This is a genomic window from Tsuneonella amylolytica (genome assembly GCF_003626915.1).
In the GTDB taxonomy this organism is placed as follows: domain Bacteria; phylum Pseudomonadota; class Alphaproteobacteria; order Sphingomonadales; family Sphingomonadaceae; genus Tsuneonella; species Tsuneonella amylolytica.
Window position 1 is genome coordinate 1,160,700 of sequence record NZ_CP032570.1, and the last position, 24,514, is coordinate 1,185,213.

21 protein-coding genes are annotated in these 24,514 nt (G+C 68.8%); 8 read left to right on the forward strand and 13 right to left on the reverse strand.

What is annotated here, in order from left to right:
* Nucleotides 1-55 precede the first annotated feature (55 nt).
* Nucleotides 56-877 carry a class I SAM-dependent methyltransferase gene (locus tag D4766_RS05720; protein WP_120716581.1) on the reverse strand — a complete coding sequence of 274 codons (822 nt, stop codon included), beginning with the start codon at nucleotides 875-877 and terminating at the stop codon, nucleotides 56-58.
* A 101-nt stretch (nucleotides 878-978) separates the two neighbouring features.
* Between D4766_RS05720 and msrA the strand changes: the two genes are divergently transcribed.
* The gene (gene msrA / locus D4766_RS05725; protein ID WP_120716582.1) at nucleotides 979-1,509 is read left to right on the forward strand and encodes a peptide-methionine (S)-S-oxide reductase MsrA; all 531 of its coding nucleotides are present in this window, start codon (nucleotides 979-981) and stop codon (nucleotides 1,507-1,509) included.
* Here msrA and D4766_RS05730 read toward each other — a convergent pair.
* The gene (locus D4766_RS05730) at nucleotides 1,506-2,735 is read right to left on the reverse strand and encodes an RsmB/NOP family class I SAM-dependent RNA methyltransferase (RefSeq protein WP_120716583.1); all 1,230 of its coding nucleotides are present in this window, start codon (nucleotides 2,733-2,735) and stop codon (nucleotides 1,506-1,508) included. The genes msrA and D4766_RS05730 overlap by 4 nt on opposite strands.
* Before the next feature lie 54 nt (nucleotides 2,736-2,789).
* Here D4766_RS05730 and D4766_RS05735 point away from each other — a divergent pair, with 54 nt between their 5' ends.
* Entirely contained in the window at nucleotides 2,790-2,945 is a 156-nt protein-coding gene (locus D4766_RS05735; RefSeq protein WP_120716584.1) for a DUF1674 domain-containing protein, read from the forward strand.
* Here D4766_RS05735 and D4766_RS05740 read toward each other — a convergent pair.
* The 4 genes from D4766_RS05740 to D4766_RS05755 are packed head-to-tail and all read right to left on the reverse strand — an operon-like array spanning nucleotide 2,942 to nucleotide 8,726.
* Nucleotides 2,942-4,354, reverse strand: a complete 1,413-nt coding sequence (locus D4766_RS05740) for a cytochrome P450 (protein ID WP_120716585.1) — start codon at nucleotides 4,352-4,354, stop codon at nucleotides 2,942-2,944. The genes D4766_RS05735 and D4766_RS05740 overlap by 4 nt on opposite strands.
* 36 nt (nucleotides 4,355-4,390) lie before the next feature.
* Entirely contained in the window at nucleotides 4,391-5,413 is a 1,023-nt protein-coding gene (hemH, locus tag D4766_RS05745) for a ferrochelatase (RefSeq protein WP_120716586.1), read from the reverse strand.
* Nucleotides 5,410-7,689, reverse strand: coding sequence for a molybdopterin cofactor-binding domain-containing protein (locus tag D4766_RS05750; RefSeq protein WP_120716587.1), 2,280 nt, complete (start codon nucleotides 7,687-7,689; stop codon nucleotides 5,410-5,412). Before D4766_RS05750 ends, hemH begins: the two co-directional genes overlap by 4 nt.
* A gap of 2 nt (nucleotides 7,690-7,691) precedes the next feature.
* Nucleotides 7,692-8,726 (reverse strand): Mrp/NBP35 family ATP-binding protein, encoded by a 1,035-nt coding sequence (locus D4766_RS05755; RefSeq protein WP_120716588.1) that lies wholly within the window; start codon nucleotides 8,724-8,726, stop codon nucleotides 7,692-7,694.
* Between the two features lie 101 nt (nucleotides 8,727-8,827).
* On the opposite strand from D4766_RS05755, the gene hflK reads away from it, so the two are divergent.
* The 3 genes from hflK to D4766_RS05770 all read left to right on the forward strand — a co-directional run bounded on the left by hflK (nucleotide 8,828) and on the right by D4766_RS05770 (nucleotide 12,478).
* Nucleotides 8,828-9,988: a protease modulator HflK gene (gene hflK / locus D4766_RS05760; RefSeq protein ID WP_407701506.1), complete on the forward strand. Its 1,161-nt coding sequence runs from the start codon at nucleotides 8,828-8,830 to the stop codon at nucleotides 9,986-9,988.
* Between the two features lie 2 nt (nucleotides 9,989-9,990).
* A complete protein-coding gene (gene hflC, locus D4766_RS05765; protein ID WP_120716589.1) occupies nucleotides 9,991-10,836 on the forward strand; it encodes a protease modulator HflC in 846 nt (281 codons plus the stop codon).
* Between the two features lie 97 nt (nucleotides 10,837-10,933).
* Nucleotides 10,934-12,478: a Do family serine endopeptidase gene (locus tag D4766_RS05770; RefSeq protein ID WP_120716590.1), complete on the forward strand. Its 1,545-nt coding sequence runs from the start codon at nucleotides 10,934-10,936 to the stop codon at nucleotides 12,476-12,478.
* 92 nt (nucleotides 12,479-12,570) lie between these two features.
* Here D4766_RS05770 and D4766_RS05775 read toward each other — a convergent pair whose 3' ends face one another.
* The 5 genes from D4766_RS05775 to D4766_RS05795 form a co-directional block, all read right to left on the reverse strand.
* Entirely contained in the window at nucleotides 12,571-14,781 is a 2,211-nt protein-coding gene (locus tag D4766_RS05775) for a transglycosylase domain-containing protein (protein WP_120716591.1), read from the reverse strand.
* 74 nt (nucleotides 14,782-14,855) lie between these two features.
* The gene (gene msrB / locus D4766_RS05780; protein WP_120716592.1) at nucleotides 14,856-15,284 is read right to left on the reverse strand and encodes a peptide-methionine (R)-S-oxide reductase MsrB; all 429 of its coding nucleotides are present in this window, start codon (nucleotides 15,282-15,284) and stop codon (nucleotides 14,856-14,858) included.
* Nucleotides 15,285-15,330: 46 nt separating this feature from the next.
* Nucleotides 15,331-16,002, reverse strand: a complete 672-nt coding sequence (locus D4766_RS05785; protein ID WP_120716593.1) for a glutathione S-transferase family protein — start codon at nucleotides 16,000-16,002, stop codon at nucleotides 15,331-15,333.
* Nucleotides 16,003-16,075: 73 nt separating this feature from the next.
* Nucleotides 16,076-16,528 carry a hypothetical protein gene (locus D4766_RS05790; protein WP_162935678.1) on the reverse strand — a complete coding sequence of 151 codons (453 nt, stop codon included), beginning with the start codon at nucleotides 16,526-16,528 and terminating at the stop codon, nucleotides 16,076-16,078.
* 95 nt (nucleotides 16,529-16,623) lie between these two features.
* Nucleotides 16,624-17,010, reverse strand: a complete 387-nt coding sequence (locus tag D4766_RS05795) for a hypothetical protein (RefSeq protein WP_120716595.1) — start codon at nucleotides 17,008-17,010, stop codon at nucleotides 16,624-16,626.
* 92 nt (nucleotides 17,011-17,102) lie between these two features.
* On the opposite strand from D4766_RS05795, the gene D4766_RS05800 reads away from it, so the two are divergent.
* The 3 genes from D4766_RS05800 (at nucleotide 17,103) to D4766_RS05810 (ending at nucleotide 19,567) form a co-directional block, all read left to right on the forward strand.
* Complete coding sequence (locus D4766_RS05800; RefSeq protein ID WP_120716596.1) at nucleotides 17,103-18,533, forward strand: NAD-dependent succinate-semialdehyde dehydrogenase; 1,431 nt, start codon at nucleotides 17,103-17,105, stop codon at nucleotides 18,531-18,533.
* Nucleotides 18,534-18,641: 108 nt separating this feature from the next.
* The gene (locus D4766_RS05805) at nucleotides 18,642-19,016 is read left to right on the forward strand and encodes a VOC family protein (protein WP_120716597.1); all 375 of its coding nucleotides are present in this window, start codon (nucleotides 18,642-18,644) and stop codon (nucleotides 19,014-19,016) included.
* The gene (locus D4766_RS05810; RefSeq protein ID WP_325049127.1) at nucleotides 19,016-19,567 is read left to right on the forward strand and encodes a prolyl-tRNA synthetase associated domain-containing protein; all 552 of its coding nucleotides are present in this window, start codon (nucleotides 19,016-19,018) and stop codon (nucleotides 19,565-19,567) included. Before D4766_RS05805 ends, D4766_RS05810 begins: the two co-directional genes overlap by 1 nt.
* 3 nt (nucleotides 19,568-19,570) lie before the next feature.
* Here the strand turns inward: D4766_RS05810 and D4766_RS05815 are convergent, their stop codons facing one another.
* Nucleotides 19,571-20,041 (reverse strand): hypothetical protein, encoded by a 471-nt coding sequence (locus D4766_RS05815; protein ID WP_120716598.1) that lies wholly within the window; start codon nucleotides 20,039-20,041, stop codon nucleotides 19,571-19,573.
* Between the two features lie 88 nt (nucleotides 20,042-20,129).
* Nucleotides 20,130-24,491, reverse strand: a complete 4,362-nt coding sequence (gene rpoC, locus D4766_RS05820) for a DNA-directed RNA polymerase subunit beta' (RefSeq protein ID WP_120716599.1) — start codon at nucleotides 24,489-24,491, stop codon at nucleotides 20,130-20,132.
* Nucleotides 24,492-24,514 lie beyond the last annotated feature (23 nt).

The following is a 24,514-nucleotide window of genomic DNA, read 5'->3' on the forward strand; positions in this document are numbered from 1 at the left end:
AAGGTCTCCAAGTTGATGATACAGGGTTACATCAATCCGGAGATGTCGCAAGCCCTCAACGTTTGCGGAACAGCAAGGTCATCCGGTCGCTCTCGCCCAAGGGGCGCAGGGCCTCGTTCTTGCTCGACAAGGTCGGCGGCATTTCCCACACCCCGCCGGCGTGGTTGGCGGGATCGCGCGGGTTGGCGTTGATCTCGCTCGTGCCCACGAGTTCGAAGCCCATCGCCTCGACAAGCCCGACGACGTCGTCCTGACGCAGGTATCCCTTCGTGCCGTTGGCGTAGTCGCCGTCGGCCGTCGGCTTCGCCCGGTGCTGGACCACGCCCAGCATTCCGCCGGGCTTCAGCAGGTCGCGCATCGCCTTCAGTTCGCTGTCGGCGAAGTTCCAGCGCATCATGTTGTGCATCATGCGGATCACGAGGATGCGGTCGAACGTGCCCTTGTCGGCGTCGGTCACGCCGTCGAGCGTGAGGCCGGCGGTCTGCGCCGCGGGCCGGCCGGTCCAGCCTTCGACCTGCGCGGGAAAGCCGGCGGCGGACTTGCGGATGCCCTCGCGCGCCTTTTCGTCGAAGACGCCCTCTTCCGGGGTGAAGAACAGGCCCACCAGTCGCCCGTCGGCGTTGAGGTAGTTGGCGAGAACGCGCGAATACCAGCCGCCGCCCGGCGCATATTCGCCCACCTTCATGCCCGGTTCGACCTGGAAGAAGGCGAGCGTTTCGGCAGGGTGACGGTATTGGTCGCGGGGCGCGTCCTTCGCGCGGTTCGGGTTGGCGACCGCGGCCTGCGCGGCGGCGGGATCGTGGGCCGCCGCGGGGGCGGTCGTGGCGAGAACCCCGGTCAGGGACGTCAGGGCCAAGGCGGCGGCGAAGAGGCGCATCGAAATCTCCCGGTGTTGCGGCGCGCCATCCTATATCGCGCGGCGGCGATGACAACCGCCGCGGCGCTTCCTATCTCACCGGCGACAAGGAGACATTGGATATGAGCGAACAGGCAATCGTCGCCGGCGGGTGCTTCTGGTGCACCGAGGCGGTCTTCCGCGACGTGGTGGGAGTAAGCCAGGTCGAGAGCGGTTACATCGGCGGGCACGTCGACAACCCTACCTACAAGGCGGTCTGCAGCGGCGACACCGGCCATGCGGAGGCGATCCGCGTGACGTTCGACCCCGATACCATCTCGCTGCCCGAGATTTTCGACGTGTTCCTGGGCACGCATGACCCGACCCAGTTGAACCGGCAGGGCAACGACGTCGGCACCCAGTACCGCAGTGCGATCTTCCCGCTCGACGACGCGCAGCGGGAGGAGGCCGAAGCGGCCATCGAACGCTGGAACGCCGAACACGGCGGCAACGCGGTCACCACGATTGAGGAAGCCACGACGTGGTACCCGGCCGAGGACTACCACCAGGAATACTGGAAGGGCGAAGGCCAGCGGAACCCCTATTGCCTCGCGGTCATCCCGCCCAAGCTGATGAAGCTTCGCAAGAGCTTCCAGGACAAGGTAAAGGCCTAGCCGCGCCAACGCGCCGCGAAGAACCCGTCGAGGCCGCCATCTTCGGCCAGCATCGAAGGGTCGGTCCGCAGCCATCCTTCGGGTGTTGGCGCCAGGCCCGCGGGCAATTCGCCGGGGGCGATCGGCAGGGGCGGCAACGCAACCGCGGCGGTCTGCGCTTCGCCCTCCTCCGGCTCCAGCGAACAGGTGGCGTAGACCAGCGTGCCGCCCGGTGCGAGCCAGCCGGTTGCCCGCTCGATCAGCGCGGCCTGCAACTCCGCCATCTCCGCGATCTGGTTCGGGCCGATGCGGTGAAGCACGTCGGGATGGCGGCGGCAGGTGCCCGTGGCGGTGCAGGGCGCGTCGAGCAGGATAGCGTCCCACGTCCGCCCCGGCTCCCACTTCAGCGCGTCCGCGGCGACCACTTCGGCGGCAAGGCCGGTGCGTTCGAGGTTCTCGAGCAACCGGTCGAGCCGCTTGGCGCTCTTGTCGACGCTCGTCACCCGCCAGCCCGCAGCGGCGAGTTGCAGCGTCTTGCCGCCCGGTGCGGCGCAGAGGTCGAGCGCGCTGCGCCCCTCGCCCGCCCCGAGCAGACGGGCGGGTAGCGAGGCGGCAAGGTCCTGCACCCACCACGCCCCCTCCTCGAAGCCCGGCAGCCGTTCGACCATGCTGCCGCGCGGCAGGCGGACGTGGCCCGGGGCGAGCGAACCCCCGCCGAGTTCCTGCGCCCAATGCTCGGTCTCGCTCCAGTCCCTGAGCGCGATGTCGAGCGGCGGCGGGTCGGCCAGCGCGGCGGCGATCGCGGCGGATTTCGCGCCCCAGCGCGCCGCCACGTTTTCCGGCAGGGTGGGCGCGCCCGGCAACGCGGCCCCTCGCTTCGTCAGCGCCGAGAACACCCCATGCGCCAGGCGTCGCGGCCCGCCGTCGAGCAGTTCGAGCCCGGTGGCGATCGCGGCGTGGGGCGGCGTGTCGAGCCGCAGGACCTGAGCCAGCATCATGCGCAGCACGGTGCGCGGCTTCGCATCGGGTGGGAGCGCCTGCTTCGTCGCGCTGTCGATCATCGCGTCGAGATCGACCAGCCAGCGCAGGCTCTCGCCGGCGATGGCGCGGGCGAGGCCCCGGTCGCTCTGCGTCAGGCCCTTCGCCGTCGCGCTCTCGGCCATCTCGAGCGTCTCACCCCGGCGCAGGACCGCGTCGAGCATCCGAAGCGCGGCGGCGCGTGCGGCGAGTCCCTGTATTTTTGCCATGACCGCCCCCTATCGGCGATTGCACCCGAGAGCCAGCGCGCCCATCTTGGCCGCATGGAACGCGCCACCACACGCCCCGAGAGGTTCGCCAAGCCGGCCCACTGGTCGAACGATCCGCCGCCCGCGCCCGCGCAGCCGCATGTCGAGGAGGAATTGAGCCCCACCCGCTACGGCGACTGGGTGCGCAAGGGCATCGCGATCGACTTCTAGAGCGGTTTGAAGGTCACCTTTAGCCCGTCCTTGGGCTTGGGGATCGGCCACGGCTGCCATTCGGGCTCGTATCCCTCGGCGATCTCGATGCGGTAGCGCTGGAGCAGCTGCGCCAGCAGGATCTTCACCTGCATGTAGGCGAAGTGGAGGCCGAGGCACATGTGCGCCCCGCCGCCGAACGGGATCCACGCATACTTGTGCCGCGCCTTTTCCGCCTCGCGGGTGAAGCGCATCGGATCGAAGCGTTCGGGATCGGGCCAGATGTCGGGCAGCTTGTGGGTGAGGCCGACGTTGAAGCCGACTTCCGTTCCGCCCGGGATGCGGTAGCCGCCGAATTCGAAGCTGCGCAGCGCCCGGCGCGGCAGGCTGGGGACCGGCGGGATCAGCCGGAGCGCTTCCTTGAACGCCATCTCGGTCAGCTCCAGCTTGCCGAGGTCGTCGTAGGCCAAGCCGCGCGGCGTGCCCTTCGCATCGGGGCCGCCGGTGACCGCGACGATTTCCTCGCGCAGCCGCTCCTGCCAGTCGGGGTTCTTCGCCAGCAGCCACACGAGGCTCGTCGCCGAGGACGTGATCGTGTCGTGCGCCGCCATCATCAGGAAGTTCATGTGGTCGGCCACCTGGTCGACGTCCAGCAGGCTGCCGTCCTCGCGCGTGGCGGTGGCGAACTGGCTGAACATGTCCTGCCCCAGCCCCTCGCCCGCGCGCCGCTTCAGCGTTTCCTTCTCGAACAGGTCGACAAGGTAGGCACGCGCATCGACGCCTTTCTTCATCTGCGTGAACGGCAGCGGCTTGCGGATCGGCGCAATCGAGGCCTGCACCTCGTCGACGAAGGCCTGGTTGATCCTGGGCGATTCCGGCCCCCAGCTACCGCCGAGAAAGCTTTCGGCCGCAAGGTCTAGGGTCAGCTGCTTGATCGCCGGATAGAACAGCCGCTCCCCGCCCCAGTTCGCGACTTCATCGGCGATGCCGCGGTCGAGGGCGCCGGCATAGTGGCGCATCGGACCGGGCTTGAACGCGATCGACAGCGCCCGCCGGTCGATCCGGTGATGGTCGAAGTCCATCAGCATCAGCCCGCGCGGGAACAATTTGTCGAGCGTCGGTCCCCAGCCCTGTTCGGAGCTGAAATTCTTCTGCCGGTCCATCAGGATCAGCTCGTTCGCTTCCGGGCCGATCAGCGCGACGTGCCAGCCGCCGAAGGCGCGGTTCTTGTACACGGGGCCGTAGGTCCGGTACATCCGCCAGGCGAACCCCACCGGATCGGCGAGCAGGCGGAAGGTATTGCCGACCACCGGCCAGCCGGCCTCGCCCGGGATGTGCGCCAAATCCTCGGCATTTGGGTGCCCGACATAGGCGTTGGCCGGGGGCGTTTCCTCGTCGTTGCGCGGCAGCGGTTCTGCGATACTCGCCATGGGTGGCTCCTTGAAACTTACCCGGTTGTAAGTGAGCTAGACCCAGCCCGCAAGTTCGCGCCGCACCAGCGCCTCCAGCATCGCCATGCCCGCCTCGCCCGCGTTGAGGCACGAAAGCGCCGCGAATTGCTCGCCTCCGGCCTCGGTGAACTGCTCGCGCCCGCGGATGGCGAGCTCTTCCAGCGTTTCGAGGCAGTCGGCCGAGAAACCCGGTGCCGCGATCGCGAGACGGCGGGTGCCGGCCTTCGCCTCGTTTTCCAGCACGGCGTCGGTCGCCGGTTCCAGCCACTTGGCCCGGCCGAAGCGGCTCTGGAACGTGGTTTCGATCCGCAAGCCCGGGCGGTCCAGCGCCGCCTCCAGCAGGCGCGCGGTCTTGCGGCAGTGGCAATGGTAGGGATCGCCGAGCTCGAGCGTTCGCTGCGGCATCCCGTGGAAGCTCAGCAGCAGAACCTCGGGCGCGAAATCGAGCGCATCGAGCTGCGCCCCGAGATCGGCCGCCAGCGCCGCGATGTAGGCCGGGTCGTCATGATAGGGCGGCAGGGTCCGCAGCGACGGTTGCCAACGTCTTTCCCGCAGCCAGTCCCCGGCCTTGTCCACAACCGTCGCGGTCGTGGCCCCGCTGTATTGCGGATATAGCGGGGCGAGCAGGATGCGCTCGCACCCCCGTTCCATCAGCGCCTCCAGCCGGCTGGCGATGGACGGATTGCCGTAGCGCATGGCGTAATCGACGTGCACCTCGCCGCCCAGGCGCTCCTGCAGCCTTCCCGCCTGCTCGGCGGTGATCGCCGCGAGGGGCGAGCCCGCCTCGGTCCATACTTGGCTGTAGGCGTGCGCGCTCTTCTTCGGGCGGGTGTTGAGGATGATCCCGCGCAGGATCGGCTGCCAGGCGATCGCCGGAATTTCCACCACGCGCCGGTCCGACAGGAATTCGGCGAGGTAGCGCTTCACGCTGCGCGGATCGGGTGCGTCGGGCGTGCCGAGGTTGACGATCAGCACGCCGACCCCGCCGCTCTTCACCGGCGAGTGGCCTTGCGGCAGGTCTTGGGCAGTCCAGGTCACAAACCCTCCGAAAGCAGGGGCAGGCGGCGCAGGCGCAGGCCGGTCGCCGAGTACAGGGCGTTGGCGATCGCCGGGGCCGCGACCGCCACGCCGATCTCGCCGGGATCGGCCGGATCGCCTTCGCCCGCGACGATGTCCAGCACGATCTCGGGGCTGTCCGCCAGAACCGGTAGCGCCAGGTCGGCGAGCCGGCTCGCGGTAGGCAGGCCGGCCGCATACTGCAGCGTCGATCCGGTGGCGAGGCCGGTGCCGAATATCAGCCCGCCTTCGATCTGTTGGCGTACGATGTCGAGATTGACGATGCGACCCAGATCAACCGCGGCGGACAGGCGCTCCACCCGCACGCCGCCCTCGCCCGCGCGCGCGGTGGCGACGCAGGCGATCCGCGCGACCGCGCCCCCGGTCGCGGGGTCGCCGATCCGCCAGCAGGCGATGCCCTTGCCGCTGCGGTCGGCACCGCCGTCCCACTCGCCGAGGCGGGCGGCGCGCTGCAGCAATTCGGCAAGGCGCGCATCGCCGCCCAGCATGCCGATGCGGAACGACAGCGGTTCGCGCCCGACGCGGGCGGCCAGCTCGTCGACGAAGCTTTCGACGACGAAGGCCGACCAGGCGTGCGCGTTCCCGCGCATCCGGCCCGACGGCAGACCGACGTTCACCGGGACGTGATCGATGGCGATGTCGGGGATCGCGTAGGGGCCGGCAGCGCCTTCGAAAGCGAGCGGGTCGGGCGCATCGCCCGTGACGGCGAGCGCGGCTTGCGCGGTCTTGTTGCCGAACAGCCGGCGACCGAACTCGGTGGTGGTGGCAGGCATAGCGACCCGCAGCCGCAGCGCGCGCGGGCTTCCGTCCTCCCGCGCGGTCCATGCGCTGGCAAGCGCGGACAGCGGCGCGCGCGGGCGGCCGGCGACGTGTTCCTGCCAGCGCGACCAGACGAGCTGCACCGGCGCGCCCGCGGCTTGCGCGATTACCGCCGCCTCGATCGCGTGGTCGTGCTCGAGACGCCGGTCGAAGCTGCCGCCCGCGGCCATCGGATAGAGCACGGTATCCGCCGTCGCCAGCCCGACCGCCTTGGCAGCGGCGGCCTTGGCCTCCGCCGGGGCCTGGGCTGCGACCCACAGCTCGAGCTTGCCGTCCGACAGCCGCGCGGTCGCGCTCGCGGTTTCCAGCGTGGCATGGGTCGCGGGCGCGATGTCGTAGCGATGGGTGACCGACGGCGCACCGCGATCGCGGTCGCCCGTCCCGCGCGTCTCGATCCGGCTCGCCTCGCCCCTGGTCAGCGCCATTTCGAGCGCGGCGGCGATGCGTTCGCTATCGGCGCGTCCGGTGGTCTTCCACACCGGTGCCATGGCCTTCAGCGCCTCTTCGGCCGCCCACCAGGTATCGGCGACGGCGGCGATCCAGCCGCGCGCCTTCACCACATGCCGCAAGCCTCGCACCCGCGCCCCGGCCTCCTCGTCGAAGCCCTGCAGCTCGGTGTCGCCGATGGGGCCGTGGCGGATCGCGGCGTAGAGCATGCCGGGCAGGCGCACGTCGCCGGCGAACTGGAAACTGCCGTCGACCTTGGCCGGCAGGTCGAGCCGGGGATAGGGTACCGTGTCCTCCGCGGCGACGGGGCCGGCGCTTTCGCTCCAACCCGCGGGCCGCAGGGGCGGGGGGTCGGGCGGATCGTAGCCGGCGGCATCCTCGGCCAGCGCCGCGAAGCTCAGATGCTTGCGCCCATGGAAGACGAGGCCGCCGCGCGCGTCGCATTCCTCCGCCGACACGCCCCAGCGATCGGCGGCGGCCATGCACAACATCGCCCGGGCCGCCGCCGCCGCCGCGCGCGCGGACGCTTCGTAGGCGGCGAGGCTCGTGCCGTCGGCGGTCGCCATGAAGCCGTGCTCGCCCGCCCAGCGGCGGAGCGGCAGCTTGCGCGGATCGTCGGCCAAGACGGGTAGCGACGGCAGCCACAGCGGCGCCCATTTCGCCGCCAGCGGGAGGTTGGCATAAGCGCCAGAAACCGGCGCAGGCTCGACCGCAACCTGCCGCCAGTCCGCGCCCATCTCCGCCGCGACGACCTGCGGGATCAGCGTGGTGATGCCCTGCCCCATCTCGAGCTGGGGGACCGCGACCGTCAGCACGCCGTCGCGGGCAAGCTTGAGCCAGGCGGAATAGGCCCATTCCCCGCGGCCCGCCGACAGCGGCACGCCGTATTCGCGCGGCCACAGACCCCAGGCGACCAGCAGTCCGCCGCCCACCGCGGCTCCGGCAAGGAGACCCCGGCGGCTGACTTCCATCGCTAGCCGGCCCTCTTGCCGGCGTTCCCGTCGAGCCAGTCACCGACCTTCATGGCGATCGCAGCGAAGACGTCCGCCGCCTCGCCCTCTCCCGCGGCGGGCGGGGTGCCGGCATCGCTCGCCTCGCGGATCGACAGCGTCAGCGGGATGCGCCCGAGGAACGGGATGCCGGAGGTTTCGGCCACCGCTTCCACTCCGCCGCGGCCGAAGGGATCACTGATCTCGCCGCAATGGGGGCAGGCATAGCCGCTCATGTTCTCGACCAGGCCGATGACCGGCACCGGGCCCTTGGCGAACAGTTCGGCGGCGCGGCGCGCGTCGATGAGCGCGAGATCCTGCGGGGTGGACACGATCACCGCGCCCGCCGGCCGATGCTTCTGCAGCATGGTGATCTGCACGTCGCCGGTGCCCGGCGGCAGGTCGAGCAGCAGCACCTCTGTATCCGCCCAGTGCGCGTCGACCAGCTGCCCGAGCGCGCCCGAAGCCATCGGCCCGCGCCAGGCCAGTGCCTTTCCGGGCTCGACGAGATGGCCCATGGAGAGCATCCGGACGCCGTAGGGGCTGTCCACGGGCACCAGCTTGTCGCCCCCGCCGTCGCCTTCCGCCTGCGGACGAATGCCTTCGGTCGCAAGCAGCGTCGGCTGGCTGGGGCCGTAGATGTCGGCATCGACCAGCCCCACCTTGCGTCCCGCGCGGGTCAGCGCGACCGCCAGGTTGGCCGTCAGCGTCGACTTGCCGACCCCGCCCTTGCCCGATCCCACCGCGACGATCACGGGACCTGCGCGCACAGGCCGGCCCGCATCCCCGCCCGCATCCTCGCCCGAGGCCCGGTCGGCCATCACCGCCACCCGCACCTCGCGCACGCCGTCGGCCGCGCCCAGTTGCGCGCGCACCGCCTGCTCCAGCGCGTCGCGTCCACCGGCGTCGAGCCCGCTGCCATCGACGACGACGGTCGCGACCCCGTCGGCGAGCTTCAGCGAGCGCACTCGGTCGGCCAGGGCCGCCGGCAAACGGGTTTTGAGGTCGGTCTCGTCCATCCGGGCCGCGCCCTAGCACCAAAATCGGGGGTGCCACCCCTTTTTTCCGGGCGCGCGGTCCCTATAACGAAGGCATGGACAAGAAGGATGGGTTGGGACGAATGATCGGCCTCGCAATGGCCGGCAAGAGCCCGTGGGGAAACAACTCCGGCGACGGCACCGGAAATGGTACCGGAAACGGTGACGGGACGGGCGATGCGACCCCGCCGCGCCCGTCGGCGGACAAGCCCGACAAACCGAAGGGCCCGCGCAATCCGTGGCTGCCGCCGTCGGACGAGCCGCGCCGCTCCGCCTCCATCGAGGACATCTTCAAGAACCGCGGCCCCGAAGGCCCGCGCCGCACCGGCGGCGGGGGCGGCGGCGGCCCGAACTTCCGCCTGCCCCAGCGGCCGGGCGGCAAGAGCTGGTTCCCCATCGGCATCGCCGCCATCGCGCTCGTGTGGCTCGCCGTCAGCAGCATCCACTTCGTGCAGCCGCGCGAACAGGGTGTCGTCACCTGGCTGGGCGGGAAGTACGCCCGCACGCTCAATTCGGGCACGAACTTCACGTTCCCCTGGCCGATCCAGTCGGTCGCGGTGGAGAACGTCAGCACGATCCGCAGCGAGACCATCGGCAATTCGGGCGAGAACCTGATCCTGACCGGCGACCAGAACCTGGTCGATCTCAGCTACATCGTGCGCTGGAACATCAAGAACCTGGTCAACTACCGATTCGAACTGGTCGAACCGCAGGAAACGATGACCGAAGTCGCCGAATCCGCGATGCGGGCGGCGGTCGCGGAGACCAGTCTCGACACGATCCTGTCGGGTGCCGGGCGCGAGCAGGTGGAAACCCGCGTACGCCGGCGGATGCAGGACATCCTCGACGCATACGGCGCGGGCATCGCGGTGCAAGGTGTCGAGATCGCCCGGACCGAAGCGCCCGAGCAGGTGATCGAGGCGTTCAACGACGTGCTCGCCGCGCGCCAGGATGCCGAACGCAACCTCAACGACGCGCGCCGCTACGAACAGCAGATGCTTGCCCAGGCACAGGGTAGCGCGGCGGAGTTCAACGAGATCTACGAGCAGTACCGCCTCGCCCCCGAGGTGACGCGGCGCCGGCTCTACTACGAGACCATGGAAGCAGTCCTGTCCAAGACCGACAAGACGATCGTCGAGGCCGACGGCGTCACCCCCTATCTCCCGCTGCCCGAGGTGCGCCGCAGGGCGCAAGGCCAGCAGGCCCAGACCCCGCCCGCGGCGGCCCCGGCGGGAGGACAGTGACGATGGAACGCATCTGGCAAACACACAGATTGACCATCCTCGCGCTGGCGGCCCTCGCCTTCGTGCTGATGAGTTCGATGATCGTCGTCCCCGAAACGCAGCAGGCGGTGATCATCCGCACCGGCGAGCCCGACCGGGTCATCAACCGGTTCAAGCCCGACGAGCCGTTCGGCAAGACCGGCGCGGGCCTCGCCCTGCGCATCCCGCTCGCCGAACGGGTCCAGATGGTCGATCGCCGCATCCAGGATCTCGACATGGAAGGCGAGACCGTTCTGTCGAACGACCAGCAGCGGCTCGAGGTGAACGCCTACGCCCGGTTCCGCATCTACGACCCGATCCAGTTCGTGAAGAGCGCCGGGACCGAAGACCAGCTCCGTTCGCAGCTCGAGCCGATCCTCACCTCGGTGTTGCGGCAGGAACTCGGCCGGCGCACGTTCGCCAGCCTGCTGACCCCCGAACGCGGCGACGCCATGCTCAACATCCGCGAGGCGCTCGACCGGCAGGCGCGGCAGTACGGGGCGCAAATCCTCGACGTGCGGATCAAGCGTGCCGACCTGCCCGAAGGTACCCCGCTGCAGGCGGCCTTCACCCGGATGCAGTCCGACCGGCAGGAAGAGGCCGAGACGATCCGCGCCGGCGGCCGCCGCGACGCGCAGATCATCCGCGCCGAAGCCGAAGCCAACGCCGCGAAGACGTACGCGGACGCCTTCAACAAGGATCCGGAGTTCTACGATTTCTACCGCGCGATGCAGAGCTATCGCACCACGTTCGAGAGCGGCACGGGCGACAGTTCGATCATCATGTCGCCCGACAACGACTATCTCAGGCAGTTCCGCGGACGGCGTTGACCGTTCGTCGAAGCGTTCAATCGCGGTTCAGCCCCCCGGGCGTGAATTCCCGTTTCACGGGGGACACGCATTCGAAGACGAAAAGGACAGGCCACACGTGCGATATTCCTACGGATTGACCTCGGCGCTGCTGGTGGGCGGCGCGGCGCTTTCGCTGATCACAGGCTACCCCGCCGGCGCGCAGGTCGCCCAGAACGACGAAGGCCAGATGGCCCGGGTCGTGCCCCGCGCGGGCGCGCCGGAAAGCTTCGCCGACCTCACCGCGCAGTTGCAGCCCGCGGTGGTCAACATCTCCACCCGCCAGCGCATCCAGGTGCAGGCGCAGTCGAACCCGTTCGCCGGCACTCCGTTCGAGGGTCTGTTCGGCAACCGCGGGCGCGGCGGCAGCACGCAGCAGCCGACCACGCGCGAGGCGCAGTCGCTGGGTTCGGGCTTCATCATCTCGTCCGACGGTTACGTGGTGACGAACAACCACGTCATCGCGCTGCAGGGCAAGGGCGAGGTGGAGGAGATCACCGTCACCACCACCGACGGCACCGAGTATCCGGCCGAACTCGTCGGCAACGACGCGGCAAGCGATCTGGCGGTCCTCAAGATCAAGGCGCCAAAGGCCATGCCGTTCGTCAAGTTCGGCGACAGCAGCCAGGCCCGCGTGGGCGACTGGGTCATCGCTATCGGCAACCCGTTCGGCCTCGGCGGAACGGTGACGAGCGGTATCGTGTCGGCCGTGCTGCGGAACACCGGTTCGGGTAGCGCCTACGACCGCTACATCCAGACCGACGCCAGCATCAACCGGGGCAACTCGGGGGGGCCGCTGTTCGACATGCAGGGCAACGTCATCGGCATCAACAACGCGATCTTCTCGCCTTCGGGCGGCAGCGTGGGCATCGGCTTCGCCATCCCGGCCGAGATCGCCGCGCCGATCGTCCAGAAGCTGCGCAGCGGCCAGGAGATCGCCCGGGGTTATCTCGGCGTGCAGATCCAGCCGGTCAGCGGCGATCTCGCCGACTCCCTCAACCTGCCGCAGAACCGCGGCGAGTTCGTGCAGGGCGTCGAGCCCGGGCAGGCGGCCGACAAGGCCGGCATCCGGGCGGGCGACGTCGTGACCAAGGTCAACGGGCAGGACGTGACGAACGAGCAGACGCTCTCGTTCCTCGTCGCCAACATCGCGCCGGGCACCCGCATCCCGGTCGAACTGATCCGCGAAGGCCAGCGCCGTTCGGTCACGCTGACCGTGGGCAAGCGGCCGAGCGACGAGGAACTCGCCCAGTCGCAGCTGTTCAACAACGACGACAACGGCACCACCGAGAACCCGATGTCGCGCGGGGGCGGCAGCGATGCACTCGCCACCACGCTCGGCCTTCAGGTCGCGCCGATGACGCCGCGCTACGCCCAGCAGTTGGGCGTGCCGGCCGATACCTCGGGTCTCGTGATCCTGGGTGTCGATCCGGGTTCCGATGCGGGCCAGAAGGGCCTTCAGGCTGGCGACATCGTCACCACCGCGAACTACAGGTCGGTGGGTTCGGTCGCCGATCTCGAAGCCACGGTCAATCAGGCGAAGTCCGGCGGGCGCGAGACGGTGCTGCTGCGCATCCAGCGCCGCGGGCGCCCGCTCACCTACGTGCCCATCCGGCTACGCTGAACCCCATCGTAGGCGACGAAACGCCCCGCCCGGCCCATGCCGCGGCGGGGTTTTTCGTGCCTTGCGCCGGGACGGGCGGCGGGGAGGGCCGGTCAGAACCGGGGTTGCGGGGAAGCGGTCGGCTGCGGGGGCGGCAGCGTCACGCTGCGCGGACGCGGCGGGGGCGGCGCGCTGGGCGACGGCGCCGGACGCGCACCCGTGGCGCGGTCGAGGAAGTCGTCGGGCGCGGCCTGCGTCGCCTCGCTCGCGGGGCCGGGTCGCCGGCCGGGCGGCGGGTATCCGGGCTGCTGCTCGCCCTCGGGCGGGAACGGATTGCCCCCGGGCGGCAGGCCCGGCCCGGCGCCCGGGCGCTGCGGCTCGACCAGGTTGCCGCCCTCGTCGATGTAGTAATAGTCCTCGGGATCGCCGCCCAGGATCTGCTCCTCGTCGGGCTCGAGCTGCCATTCGGGCAGCTGGAGGTCGGTCTTGAACTCCTCCACCGGGCGATCCTTCACCGCGTACTTCATGTAGGCCGCGAACGCGCGCGCCGGTGCGGTGCCGCCCTGCAATCCGGGCACTGCCTTCGCATCGTCGCGGCCCATCCATACGCCGGTGGTTATCCCGCTCGAGAAGCCCAAGAACCAGCCGTCCTTGTTCGAGCTGGTGGTACCCGTCTTGCCCGCCACCGGCCGGCCGATCTGCGCGGAGCGGCCGGTGCCGGTGCTGACCGCGGTCTGGAGCAGGTCGGTCATGCCGGCCGCGACGTAATCGGGGACCAGCCGCGTGGCGGTGCGGGCTTCGTGCCGGTACAGCTCCTCCCCGCTCGTCGTGGTAACGCGCACGATGCCGTAGGGCTCGACGCTTTGCCCGCCCGCCGACACGCTCGCGAAGGCGCGGGTCATGTCGATCACGCGGGTCTCGCTGCTTCCCAGCACCATCGCGGGATAGGTCGAGATCGGGGTCGTGATGCCGAACCGCCGCGCCATCGAGGCGACGGTGCCGAAGCCGACCTCGTTGCCGAGCTGCGCCGCGACGGTGTTCTTGGAATAGGCGAAGGCGCTGCGCACGTCGATTTCACCGGCATAGCCGCCGCCCGAATTGCGCGGGCTCCAACCGTCGATGGTGACAGGCACGTCCTTGACCCGGTCCTCGGGCGTGTAGCCCGCCTCCAGCGCAGCGAGATAGACGAACAGCTTCCACGCCGAGCCGGGCTGGCGGACGGCCTCGGTCGCGCGGTTGTAATTGGTGGTGACGTAATCGGTCCCGCCGACCATCGCGAGGACCGCGCCGTCGCGGTCGAGGCTGACGAGCGCGCCCTGCGAACCGGATGGCACGTTGGCCTTGATCGCGGTCGCGGCGGCCTGCTGCATCCCGGTGTCGAGCGTGGTCCAGACCTCGATCGGCTCGAACGTTTCGGGCAGCAGGATGTCGAGCTGCGGCAGCGCCCAGTCGGTGAAATAGCGCACCGAATTCTGGCTGACGTCCTTCTTGAGCTTGACTGCGGATGGATCGACCGCCGCCTCGCTTGCGGAGATGCGGCCCTGCTGCCGCATCAGCGACAGGACGACGTTCGCCCGGTTCACCGCGGCATCGACGTCGGCGGTGGGGGAAAAGCGGCTCGGCGCCTTCACCAGCCCGGCGATGATCGCCGCCTCGGCCACGCTGAGGTCGGTGGCGTCGTGGCTGAAGAACTTGCGGCTGGCGGAATCGACGCCGTACGCGCCGCCGCCGAAATAGACCTTGTTGAGGTAGAGCTCGAGGATCTGCTCCTTCGAGAACTTGGCCTCCAGCGCGAGGCTGAGGATACCCTCGCGGAATTTGCGGTCGAACGACCGGTTGTTGTTGAGGAACAGGTTGCGCGCCAGCTGCTGGGTGATCGTGCTGGTCGCCTGCAGGCGCCGGTCGCCGGTCAGCCAGACGTAGACCGCGCGGGCGAGCCCGATGGGATCGACGCCGGGGTGGCTGTAGAACCGCCGATCCTCGACCGAGATCATCGCGTCCTTCATGACCTGCGGGATCTCGCCGCTGTCGAGCCACTTGCCGTAGCTGGGGCCGAGTTCGACGATCTCGGTCCCGTCGCGTGCGCGCACGACGATCGTCTGGCCCGGCTGACTGGCCTGGAGCGAGCTGTAGCTCGGCAGCGAACGCATCGCGAAGACGACCGCGAGGCCGAGGAACAGCAGGCCCAAGAGCGCCGCGCCGCCGCCCCACACGAACGCGCGGCGCAGCCACAGGCGCCAGCCCGTGGCCCCGGGCGCGGTTTGCCGCGACTGTCGCCTGCGCTGCGCCTCTGCCGCCGCGCGCCGGCTACCCCGTTCCGCCATCTGGTTTGCCTACATCCTCATGCCCGTTTGCGCGCGCGGGGGTGCATAGGCGAGATGTAACCCGGCGTGAACGCCTATTCCGAAGCGCCCGCCGCGCCCCCACCTTCGGGCGTGAAGTCGAGCGAGGCCGAATTGATGCAATAGCGCATCCCGCCGCGGTCGCGCGGTCCGTCGGGGAACACGTGCCCCAGGTGCCCGCCGCAGTTTCCGCAGGTCACTTCGGTGCGGACCATGCCGAAGCTGGTGTCGCGGTGCTCGTCGACCGCGGCGCCCTCTGCCGGCGCGACGAAGGCGGGCCAGCCGCACCCGCTGTTGTACTTCTCGTCGTTGGTGAACAGCTTCTCGCCGCACCCGGCGCAGGTGTATTCGCCCGCGGCGTAGTTCTTGTCGTACTGGCCGGTAAAGGCCCGCTCGGTGCCCTTCTCGCGCAGGATGTGGAAGCGCTCGGGGCTCAGCTTCTCGCGCCATTCGGCGGCTGACAGGTTCTTGAAATCGATGGTCATGGGAAGCTCTCCTTCCCGCGATATATGGGGAGAGGGGGGCCCGCTCTCAACCGTCCACCAGCGCGTAGTGGGCGGGCGGCTGGATCACCTCCATGCGCTCGGTCAGCAGCGGGCGGAAGCTCGGGCGGCTCTTGAATACGGCGTACCAGCCCCGCGCTTCCTCGTGCCCGGTCCAGTCGATTCCGCCGAGGTAGTCGGCGACCGAGATCTGCGCGGCGGCGGCAAGGTCGGCCATGCTCATCGTGCTGCCGGCGAGCCACGGGTGGTTCGACACCAGCCAGTCGACGTATTCGAGATGCTCGTGCGCCAGCTTCATCGCCTCGCGCAACACGCGGCTGTCGGGCGGCTGGCGCAGGACGATGCGCTTCTTCATGCGCTCGTGGAGCAGCGGGGCGACGACGTCGCCGAAGAAGTTCTCGTCGAACAACGCGACCAGCCGGCGGATCTCCGCCCGGTTGGTCGCCGTGCCGTTGATCATCGCGGCCTTGTCGACCGTTTCCTCGAAATACTCGCAAATCGCGCGGCTGTCGGCGAGCACGATGCCCTTGGCCTTGTCCTCCAGCACCGGGGTCCGGCCCGCCGGATTGAGGCGCCAGAAGCTGTCCGACGGCTCCCACGGATTCTCGCGCCACAGTTCGTAGCCGACGCCCTTTTCGCTCAGCAGCAGGCGAACCTTACGGCTGAAGGGGCACAGGGGAAACTGGTAGAGGCGCCACATGGGCGGGTGTCATGCACCAGCGCGCGGCGCAAATCCACCGGCCCGCCCAAGATTTAGCGGTGGACGGTCAGTGTCAGTACCCTACGCGTGCGCGCGCGCCGACTTCGGCCATGACCTCGACCATGCGGGCGGCCATTTCCTTCATCGCCGGGATCATCGCGCCCATGCCGCCGGCCATGCCGGCCATCTGCCCCATCACTTCGGGCAGCCGCTCGCGCACCCGGTTAGGCACGTCCTCGGCCCCGGGATTGGTGGAGCGCAGGGTCATGTTCGGATCTACCGCCTCGGGATCCTCGCCCGCGGCCCGGGCGACCGCCTTGGCGAGCGGGGCGAGCGGCACGTCGAGGATCGCCTCGCTGGCCGCAGCCATCCCTTCGGCCATTGCGGCCTGAGTGGCGGGATCGCCGAGCGTGGCCTCGATCTCGGCGGTGGTCGCCTCGGTCTCGTCGACCGGGCCGGCCTGCGCAAGCGCGGGCAGCGGCGCGGCGAGCGCGAAAAAAGCGGCGGTTGCGATAAGAGTGCGCATGGCACGTCCTTCCCATTCAAATTGCAAGCGAATCGACGGGAAACACTAGCTCCCGCCGCTTGCCTCGGCCTGAACGAGCGACGCGCCCTGCCGCGTCAGAGCCCCGACGCGTCGAGCAGAAGCAGGCACGGCGACATGGCCGCTTCCAGCTCGCCGGGCCGCTGCAAGACCTGCGCGATCGAGCCGATTTCCGCCGCCACCCGCTCGCGCGGCCAGCGCGCGCCGTCCATGATCCCGGCGGACGTGCGCACGAAGAACTCCTTGCCGCGCGCGGTCTGCGCCGCGTCGAGCGAGACCCGGCCCTTCCCTTGCGGACCGGCCGCGATGGCGAAGGCCGCCGAACACTTGAGCGCGGCCCCCTCCTGCAGCGACAGCGGACGCTGCGGCCCTTCCGCAGGGGCAGGGGTAGGGGCGGGAGCCGGCGCCTGCGCGAGAGCGGGCCCCGCGAGGAGGAGTGCGAACGGGGCGAAGCGCTTGATCATGACGCGCCCCTAGCCCGCTTCACCTGAACCGCGCCAGACCGTGTTGACGCGCCCGCCCCGCCCCGTCACTGCCGCACGCAAAGGAGACATCCATGCCCGACATGCTCGACAGCCACCTGCTCATCGCCGGCGAAGCCGTTTCCGGCGGCGGGCGCGACGTTCACGACGTGCTCGATCCGGCCACTGGAGAAAGGAGCGGGGGCGTGGTCCACGCGACCGCCGAGGATCTCGACCGCGCGCTCGAAGCGGCGGCGCGGGGGTTCAGGACCTGGCGCAATACCTCCGCCGACGAGCGCACGGCGATCTTGATGAAGGCCGCCGGCCTCATCCGCGAACGCGCGAAGGACATCGGCGCGATGATCACCCGTGAGCAGGGCAAGCCGCTGAAGGAAGGCATCGGCGAGACGATCTACTGCGCGATGCTGCTAGAATTCTATGCCGGCGAGATCAAGCGCCTCTACGGCCGCACCCTCGTGCGCCCGGCGGGCAGCCGGGTCGAGGTGCAGTATCACCCGGTCGGCCCGGTCGCGGGCTTCGCGGCGTGGAACTTCCCCGCGCTCAACGTGATGCGCAAGATCGGCGGGCCGCTCGCCGCGGGGTGCTCCACCATCGTCAAGCCGAGCGAGGAAACCCCCGCCGCCGGCCTCGCGCTGGTGCAGGCGTGCATCGACGCCGGCGTACCGGGGGATGTGGTCCAGTGCGTGTTCGGCGTACCGGACGAAGTCAGCACCCACCTCCTCGGCAGCCCCGTGATCCGCAAGGTGACCTTCACCGGATCGACCGCGGTCGGCAAGCACCTGGCCAAACTCGCCGCCGAAGATCTCAAGATCGCCACGATGGAACTGGGCGGGCACGGCCCCGTGCTCGTCTTCGCAGACAGCGACATCGACAAGGCGCTGGATACGATGGCCGCCGCCAAGTACCGCAACGCCGGGCAGGTCTGCGTCAGCCCCACCCGCTTCCTGATCGAGGAGGACGTGTTCGAGCGCTTCCGCGACGGTTTCGTCGAGCGGGCGGAGAAGGTAAAGGTCGGCCCCGGCACCGAGCGCGACACCGACATGGGCCCGATGGCCTCGGCCCGCGGGCTGGAACGGATGGAAGGGCTCATCTCCGATGCGACCGGTCGCGGCGCGAAGTTGCTCGCCGGAGGGACGCGCATCGGCAACCAGGGCTTCTTCCACCAGCCGACCGTATTGTCCGAAGTGTCCACCGACGCCGAGATCATGAACGAGGAGCCCTTCGGCCCCGTCGCGATCCTCAACCCGATGAAGGGCGAGGACGCGATGATCGAGGAAGCCAACCGCCTGCCCTACGGCCTCGCCGCCTATGCCTGGACGCGCGATCCCGCCCGCCGCCGCCGGCTCGCCGCCGAGGTCGAGGCCGGGATGCTGGGCATCGACACCGGCGCCGTCAGCGCCGCCGACGCGCCGTTCGGCGGGGTCGGCTGGTCGGGCTACGGCAGCGAGGACGGGCGCGAGGGCGTGCTGGCCTGCATGGTCACGAAGACCGTCCACGAAGGCTGAAGCGGCGCAACGGGGGCCGGCCGGTCGGCGGGCCGCCGCCCCTTGACGCGCGAACGCGGCCGGACGACGGTAGCAAGTCGCAACCGAACAAAGAGAGAGGAGAGCCCGATGTACAGCCACATGATGGTCGGATCGAACGACATCGACCGGTCGAAGCAGTTCTACGATGCCACGTTCAAGGCGATGGGCGGCCGCGAGGGGATCAAGGACGACAAGGGTCGCCTGATGTACCTCCACAACGGCGGCGCCTTCCTTGTTACCCCGCCGATCGACGGGCAGCCGGCGACGCACGGCAACGGCTGCACGGTCGGCTTCGCGATGACGCCTGAACAGGCCGACGCCTGGCATCAGGCCGGTACCGAGAACGGCGGCACCGCGATCGAGGATCCGCCGGGCGAGCGTCCGGGCTCGGGCATGTACCTTGCCTACCTGCGCGATCCCGACGGCAACAAGCTCTGCGCACTGCATCGCATCCAGAAATGATGCCCGAGATGCCCCTCCCCGGCGGGGAGGGGCCAGCGCCGGGGGCCCCCAGGGGCGAGGCGGGATTGCGGGCCGACCTTGCGGCGCTCGCGATCCCCTTCGCCAGCCACGAACACGAAGCCGTCTTCACCGTCGCCGAGAGCCGGGGCGCGGAGCGGGACTGGCCGGGGGCCAGCACGAAGAACCTGTTCCTGAAGGACGTCGCCGGCGCGTTCTGGCTGGTGACCGTCCCCGCCGAAGCGCGCGTGGACCTCAAGGCATTGCCGCAGGCTATCGGCTGCAGACGGGTGAGCTTCGCCAAGGCCGATGACATGGAGCGCCTGCTCGGCATCCGCCCCGGTTCGGTCACCCCGCTCGCGATGATCGATGCGGCTCCGGGCAGCGTCACCGCCGTTCTCGACGAAGGACTGGCGGCCGCCGACCGGATCAACATCCACCCCTTGCGCAACACCGGCACGCTGGGCCTCGCAGGCGCGGACGTGCTGCGACTGCTGCGCCACTGGGGCCACGCACCCGTGGTCGCGCCCGTCCCGACCCAAACAGGCGACTGACCGCTACTGCGAGAAAAGCAGCAAGCTGTGGCCACCGCCAGACAGAAGCACACCGTTCTGCGGCGTACGCCCGACCGTATCGGCCACGTCGAGCGCACGAAGGACGTCTTGAACCCGTTCGGGCGGATTGATGGTACAAATGGGCCGTGAAGGCTGACCGGTTAAGACCGGCGCCGGGGGGCGGGCCTTGTCGGTCACGATCCCCAAACCCGTTATCCGATATCGCCTCGCCATGCCGGAGCAGCGCGGCTCCCACCAGATTTCGTCGGCATCGGCGCTAAGCGCGAGCCCGTAAGGCTCGTCAAAGGGCGCGCCGTCGATCCCGGCGACCCGCCATTCGCCCTCCAGCGTCGCGATCGGCATCAGCGATGACGACGGGGCAGCCGAACCGGCGTCCTGCTCGACCCCTTCTCGAGAAGACACTTCGCGGCATCCGGCGAGAAGGAGAGCCAGAACGATCGGCGCGATACGCATGGTACCTTTCTGGTAGACCCGCCGGATATGAAAAGGCCCCGCCGGATCGCTCCGGCGGGGCCTTTCGTTTTACATCGTCCTATTCGGCTTACGCCTCGGTGTCGTTGTCCTCGACCGGGGCTTCGTCGCTCTGGATCAGGTAGTCGCCGGCATCCGCGTCGGTGCCGTGGGTCTCGCCCTCCATCACCGCCAGCGGATCGTCGCCGATCGCAGCCTCGGGGCCCTGCATCAGCTCGGCCTCGTGCTCCTCTTCGGCGGTGTTGGCCGCGATGATCGCTTCCTGCGCCTTCTTCCACGCGGCCCGCAGTGCGGCGTCGCGGCTGGAGGCGGCGATACGCATCCGGTTCATGCCTGCGCCGGTGCCGGCGGGGATGAGACGGCCCACGATCACGTTCTCCTTGAGGCCGATCAGCGAATCCTTCTTCCCTTCGACCGCCGCCTGCGTGAGCACGCGGGTGGTTTCCTGGAACGACGCGGCCGAGATGAACGACCGGGTCTGCAGGCTCGCCTTGGTGATGCCGAGCAGCACCGGGGTGCCGGAGGCAGGCTTCTTGCCCTTGCCGAGCTTGGCATTGGCCTCGTCCATTTCTTCGCGATCGACCTGCTCGCCCGGCAGCAGCACGGTGTCACCACCGTCGGTGATCTCGACCTTCTGCAGCATCTGGCGAACGATCACCTCGATGTGCTTGTCGTTGATCTTCACGCCCTGCAAGCGATAGACTTCCTGGATTTCGGTGCAGAGGTACTCGGCCAGCGCCTCGACCCCCATGACTTCCAGGATGTCGTGCGGATTGGGGCTGCCCGAAACCAGCGTGTCGCCCTTCTTGACGTGGTCGCCTTCCTGCACATCGATGACCTTGGTCTTGGCGATCAGGTATTCCACCGGATCCCCTTCCTCGGGTACGATCGCGATCTTGCGCTTGGCCTTGTACTCGCGGACGAATTCGACCCGGCCGGAGATCTTGGCGATCACCGACACGTCCTTGGGCATGCGCGCCTCGAACAGTTCGGCGACGCGCGGCAGACCGCCGGTAATGTCGCGGGTCTTGGCGGCTTCGCGCGACGCACGGGCGAGGATGTCGCCCGCCTCGACGTGCTGGCCGTCCTCGACCGAGAGCGAGGTGCCCGGCGCCAGCATGTAGCGCGCGGCCTCGGTCTCTTCGCTCTTCCTGTCGCCTTCCTCGCCCAGCAGGGTGAGGCGGGGACGCAGGTCGTCCTTCTTCTTGCGGCTCGACGCGCGCAGTTCGGTGACGACGCGCTGGGCGATGCCGGTGGCATCGTCGACGCGTTCTTCCATCGTCGTGCCGTCGATCAGGTCCTGGAAGCGGACCGTACCCGACTGCTCGGTGATGATCGGCAGGCTGAACGGATCCCACTCGGCCAGGCGGTCGCCCACCTTCACCTGCGCGCCGTTCTCGTTGAGGAGCACGGTACCGTAGGGCACGCGGTGCAGCTCGCGCTCGCGGCCCTCGGCGTCGATCACCACGATCTCGCCGTTGCGGGCGAGGCTGAGGATTCGGCCCCGCTTGTCGACGATGGTCGGCATGTCACGGTATTCCACGCGGCCTTCCGAAATCGCCTCGAGGTGGCTCGTTTCGTTGAGCTGCGCCGCGCCGCCGATGTGGAACGTCCGCATCGTCAGCTGGGTGCCGGGCTCGCCGATCGACTGCGCCGCGATGACGCCCACCGCTTCGCCGATGTTCACCGGCGTACCGCGCGCAAGATCGCGGCCGTAGCAGGTGCCGCACACGCCCTGGTCCGCCTCGCAGATCAGGGGCGAACGGATCTTGGCCGACTGGACCTCCGCTTCCTCGATCGCCTTCACCATCGGCTCGTCGAGCAGGGTGCCCGCCTTGACGATGACTTCGCCGGTCTTGGCGTTGACGAGGTCTTCGGCCGTGGTGCGGCCGAGGATGCGCTCGCCGAGGCTGGCGATCACCGAGCCGCCCTGCACGATCGCGCGCATTTCCAGCGCCCGGTCGGTCTTGCAGTCGTCGACGACGATCACGCAGTCCTGCGACACGTCGACGAGACGGCGGGTCAGGTAACCCGAGTTCGCCGTCTTGAGCGCCGTGTCCGCAAGACCCTTGCGGGCGCCGTGGGTCGAGTTGAAGTACTCGAGGACGGTCAGGCCTTCCTTGAAGTTCGAGATAATCGGGGTCTCGATGATCTCGCCCGACGGCTTGGCCATCAGGCCGCGCATGCCGGCCAGCTGCTTCATCTGCGCCGGGCTACCACGCGCACCGGAGTGGCTCATCATGTAGATCGAGTTGATCTGCTTTTCCTTGCCGTCCTCGTCGATCGGCTGGGCGCGGATCTCGTCCATCATGGCGTTGGCCACCTGGTCGCCGGTGCGGCTCCAGGCGTCGATCACCTTGTTGTACTTTTCCTGCTGGGTGATCAGGCCGTCCTGATACTGCTGCTCGTAGTCGGCGACGAGGGCCTTGGCCTCCTCGATCAACCCTTCCTTGCTGTCGGGGATGATCATGTCGTCCTTGCCGAACGAGATGCCGGCCTTGAACGCGTGGCGGAAGCCGAGGCTCATGATCGCGTCGGCGAACAGCACCGTGTCCTTCTGGCCGGTGTGGCGGTACACTTGGTCGATGACGTCGCCGATCTCCTTCTTGGTGAGGAGCCGGTTGATCACCTCGAACGGCACGGTGTGCTTCTTCGGCAGACATTCGCCGATCAGCATGCGGCCCGGCGTGGTGATCACGCGCGCCATGTACTCCTTGCCCTTCTCGTCGACCTGAGGGACGCGGGTGATGATCTTGGAGTGGAGCGTGACGGCCTTGGTCTCGAGCGCCTGGTGCACTTCGGCGATGTCGGAGAAGCGGGGCAGCTTCTCGACCTTCTCGCCGTTTTCTTCCTCGATGAACTCGGGCGTCTTCTCCTGCCGTTCCATCGACAGGTAGTAGAGGCCGAGGATCATGTCCTGCGAGGGCACGATGATCGGCTTGCCGTTAGCGGGGCTGAGGATGTTGTTCGTGCTCATCATCAGCACGCGCGCTTCCAGCTGGGCTTCGAGGCTCAGCGGGACGTGCACGGCCATCTGGTCGCCGTCGAAGTCGGCGTTGAAGGCCGAACAGACGAGCGGATGCAGCTGGATCGCCTTGCCTTCGATCAGGACCGGCTCGAACGCCTGGATGCCGAGGCGGTGGAGCGTCGGCGCGCGGTTCAGCATCACCGGGTGCTCGCGTATCACCTCGTCGAGGATGTCCCAGACTTCCTTGCGCTCCTTCTCGACCCACTTCTTCGCTTGCTTCAGGGTCATCGACAGACCCTTGGCGTCGAGGCGGGCGTAGATGAACGGCTTGAACAGCTCGAGCGCCATCTTCTTGGGCAGGCCGCACTGGTGCAGCTTGAGTTCCGGCCCGGTCACGATGACCGAACGGCCCGAATAGTCGACGCGCTTGCCGAGCAGGTTCTGGCGGAAGCGGCCCTGCTTGCCCTTGAGCATGTCGGAGAGCGACTTCAGCGGGCGCTTGTTGGCGCCGGTGATCACGCGGCCGCGGCGGCCGTTGTCGAACAGGGCGTCGACCGCTTCCTGCAGCATGCGCTTTTCGTTGCGGACGATGATGTCCGGCGCGCGCAGTTCGATCAGGCGCTTCAGGCGGTTGTTGCGGTTGATCACGCGGCGATAGAGGTCGTTGAGATCCGACGTCGCGAAGCGGCCGCCGTCGAGCGGCACCAGCGGGCGCAGTTCGGGCGGGATGACCGGCACGACCTCCAGGATCATCCATTCGGGACGGTTGCCCGAATCGATGAAGCTTTCGACGACCTTCAGCCGCTTGATGATCTTCTTGGGCTTGAGCGTGGACTTGGTGGTCTCGAGCTCTTCCAGCAGCGCGTCGCGCTCGCCTTCGAGGTCGAGTTCCATGAGCATGGTCTTGACCGCGGCCGCGCCGATGTCGGCGGTGAACGCGTCCTCGCCGTACTCGTCCTGCGCGTCCATCAGCTCGTCTTCGGTGAGCAGCTGGAACTTCTCGAGCGGAGTCAGGCCGGGCTCGGTGACGATGTAGCTTTCGAAATAGAGCACGCGCTCGAGCTGCTTCAGCTGCATGTCGAGCAGCAGGCCGATGCGGCTCGGCAGCGACTTCAGGAACCAGATGTGCGCTACGGGCGCGGCGAGCTCGATGTGCCCCATGCGCTCGCGGCGGACCTTGGTCACGGTCACCTCGACGCCGCACTTCTCGCAGACGACGCCCTTGTACTTCATGCGCTTGTACTTGCCGCACAGGCACTCGTAGTCCTTCACCGGACCGAAGATGCGCGCGCAGAACAGGCCGTCACGTTCCGGCTTGAACGTGCGGTAGTTTATCGTTTCCGGCTTCTTGATCTCGCCGAACGACCAGCTGCGAATGCGCTCGGGCGAGGCGATGCCGATCTGGATCTGGTCGAACGTCTCGGGCTTGGCGAGCTGGTTGGTGAATTTGGTCAGTTCGTTCATGGTCTTTTCGCCTTCCTAGCCCC

Excerpts from the sequence above, each read along its gene's own strand:
- rpoC (WP_120716599.1), bottom strand. The coding sequence starts at position 24,491 with ATGAACGAACTGACCAAATTCACCAACCAGCTCGCCAAGCCCGAGACG.
- D4766_RS05800 (WP_120716596.1), top strand. The coding sequence starts at position 17,103 with ATGCCCGACATGCTCGACAGCCACCTGCTCATCGCCGGCGAAGCCGTT.
- D4766_RS05740 (WP_120716585.1), bottom strand. The coding sequence starts at position 4,354 with ATGGCGAGTATCGCAGAACCGCTGCCGCGCAACGACGAGGAAACGCCC.
- hflC (WP_120716589.1), top strand. The coding sequence starts at position 9,991 with ATGGAACGCATCTGGCAAACACACAGATTGACCATCCTCGCGCTGGCG.
- D4766_RS05720 (WP_120716581.1), bottom strand. The coding sequence starts at position 877 with ATGCGCCTCTTCGCCGCCGCCTTGGCCCTGACGTCCCTGACCGGGGTT.
- D4766_RS05730 (WP_120716583.1), bottom strand. The coding sequence starts at position 2,735 with ATGGCAAAAATACAGGGACTCGCCGCACGCGCCGCCGCGCTTCGGATG.
- D4766_RS05805 (WP_120716597.1), top strand. The coding sequence starts at position 18,642 with ATGTACAGCCACATGATGGTCGGATCGAACGACATCGACCGGTCGAAG.
- msrB (WP_120716592.1), bottom strand. The coding sequence starts at position 15,284 with ATGACCATCGATTTCAAGAACCTGTCAGCCGCCGAATGGCGCGAGAAG.
- msrA (WP_120716582.1), top strand. The coding sequence starts at position 979 with ATGAGCGAACAGGCAATCGTCGCCGGCGGGTGCTTCTGGTGCACCGAG.
- D4766_RS05750 (WP_120716587.1), bottom strand. The coding sequence starts at position 7,689 with ATGGAAGTCAGCCGCCGGGGTCTCCTTGCCGGAGCCGCGGTGGGCGGC.
- D4766_RS05815 (WP_120716598.1), bottom strand. The coding sequence starts at position 20,041 with ATGCGTATCGCGCCGATCGTTCTGGCTCTCCTTCTCGCCGGATGCCGC.
- D4766_RS05775 (WP_120716591.1), bottom strand. The coding sequence starts at position 14,781 with ATGGCGGAACGGGGTAGCCGGCGCGCGGCGGCAGAGGCGCAGCGCAGG.
- D4766_RS05735 (WP_120716584.1), top strand. The coding sequence starts at position 2,790 with ATGGAACGCGCCACCACACGCCCCGAGAGGTTCGCCAAGCCGGCCCAC.
- D4766_RS05810 (WP_325049127.1), top strand. The coding sequence starts at position 19,016 with ATGCCCGAGATGCCCCTCCCCGGCGGGGAGGGGCCAGCGCCGGGGGCC.
- D4766_RS05790 (WP_162935678.1), bottom strand. The coding sequence starts at position 16,528 with ATGCGCACTCTTATCGCAACCGCCGCTTTTTTCGCGCTCGCCGCGCCG.
- D4766_RS05795 (WP_120716595.1), bottom strand. The coding sequence starts at position 17,010 with ATGATCAAGCGCTTCGCCCCGTTCGCACTCCTCCTCGCGGGGCCCGCT.
- D4766_RS05785 (WP_120716593.1), bottom strand. The coding sequence starts at position 16,002 with ATGTGGCGCCTCTACCAGTTTCCCCTGTGCCCCTTCAGCCGTAAGGTT.
- hflK (WP_407701506.1), top strand. The coding sequence starts at position 8,828 with ATGATCGGCCTCGCAATGGCCGGCAAGAGCCCGTGGGGAAACAACTCC.
- D4766_RS05755 (WP_120716588.1), bottom strand. The coding sequence starts at position 8,726 with ATGGACGAGACCGACCTCAAAACCCGTTTGCCGGCGGCCCTGGCCGAC.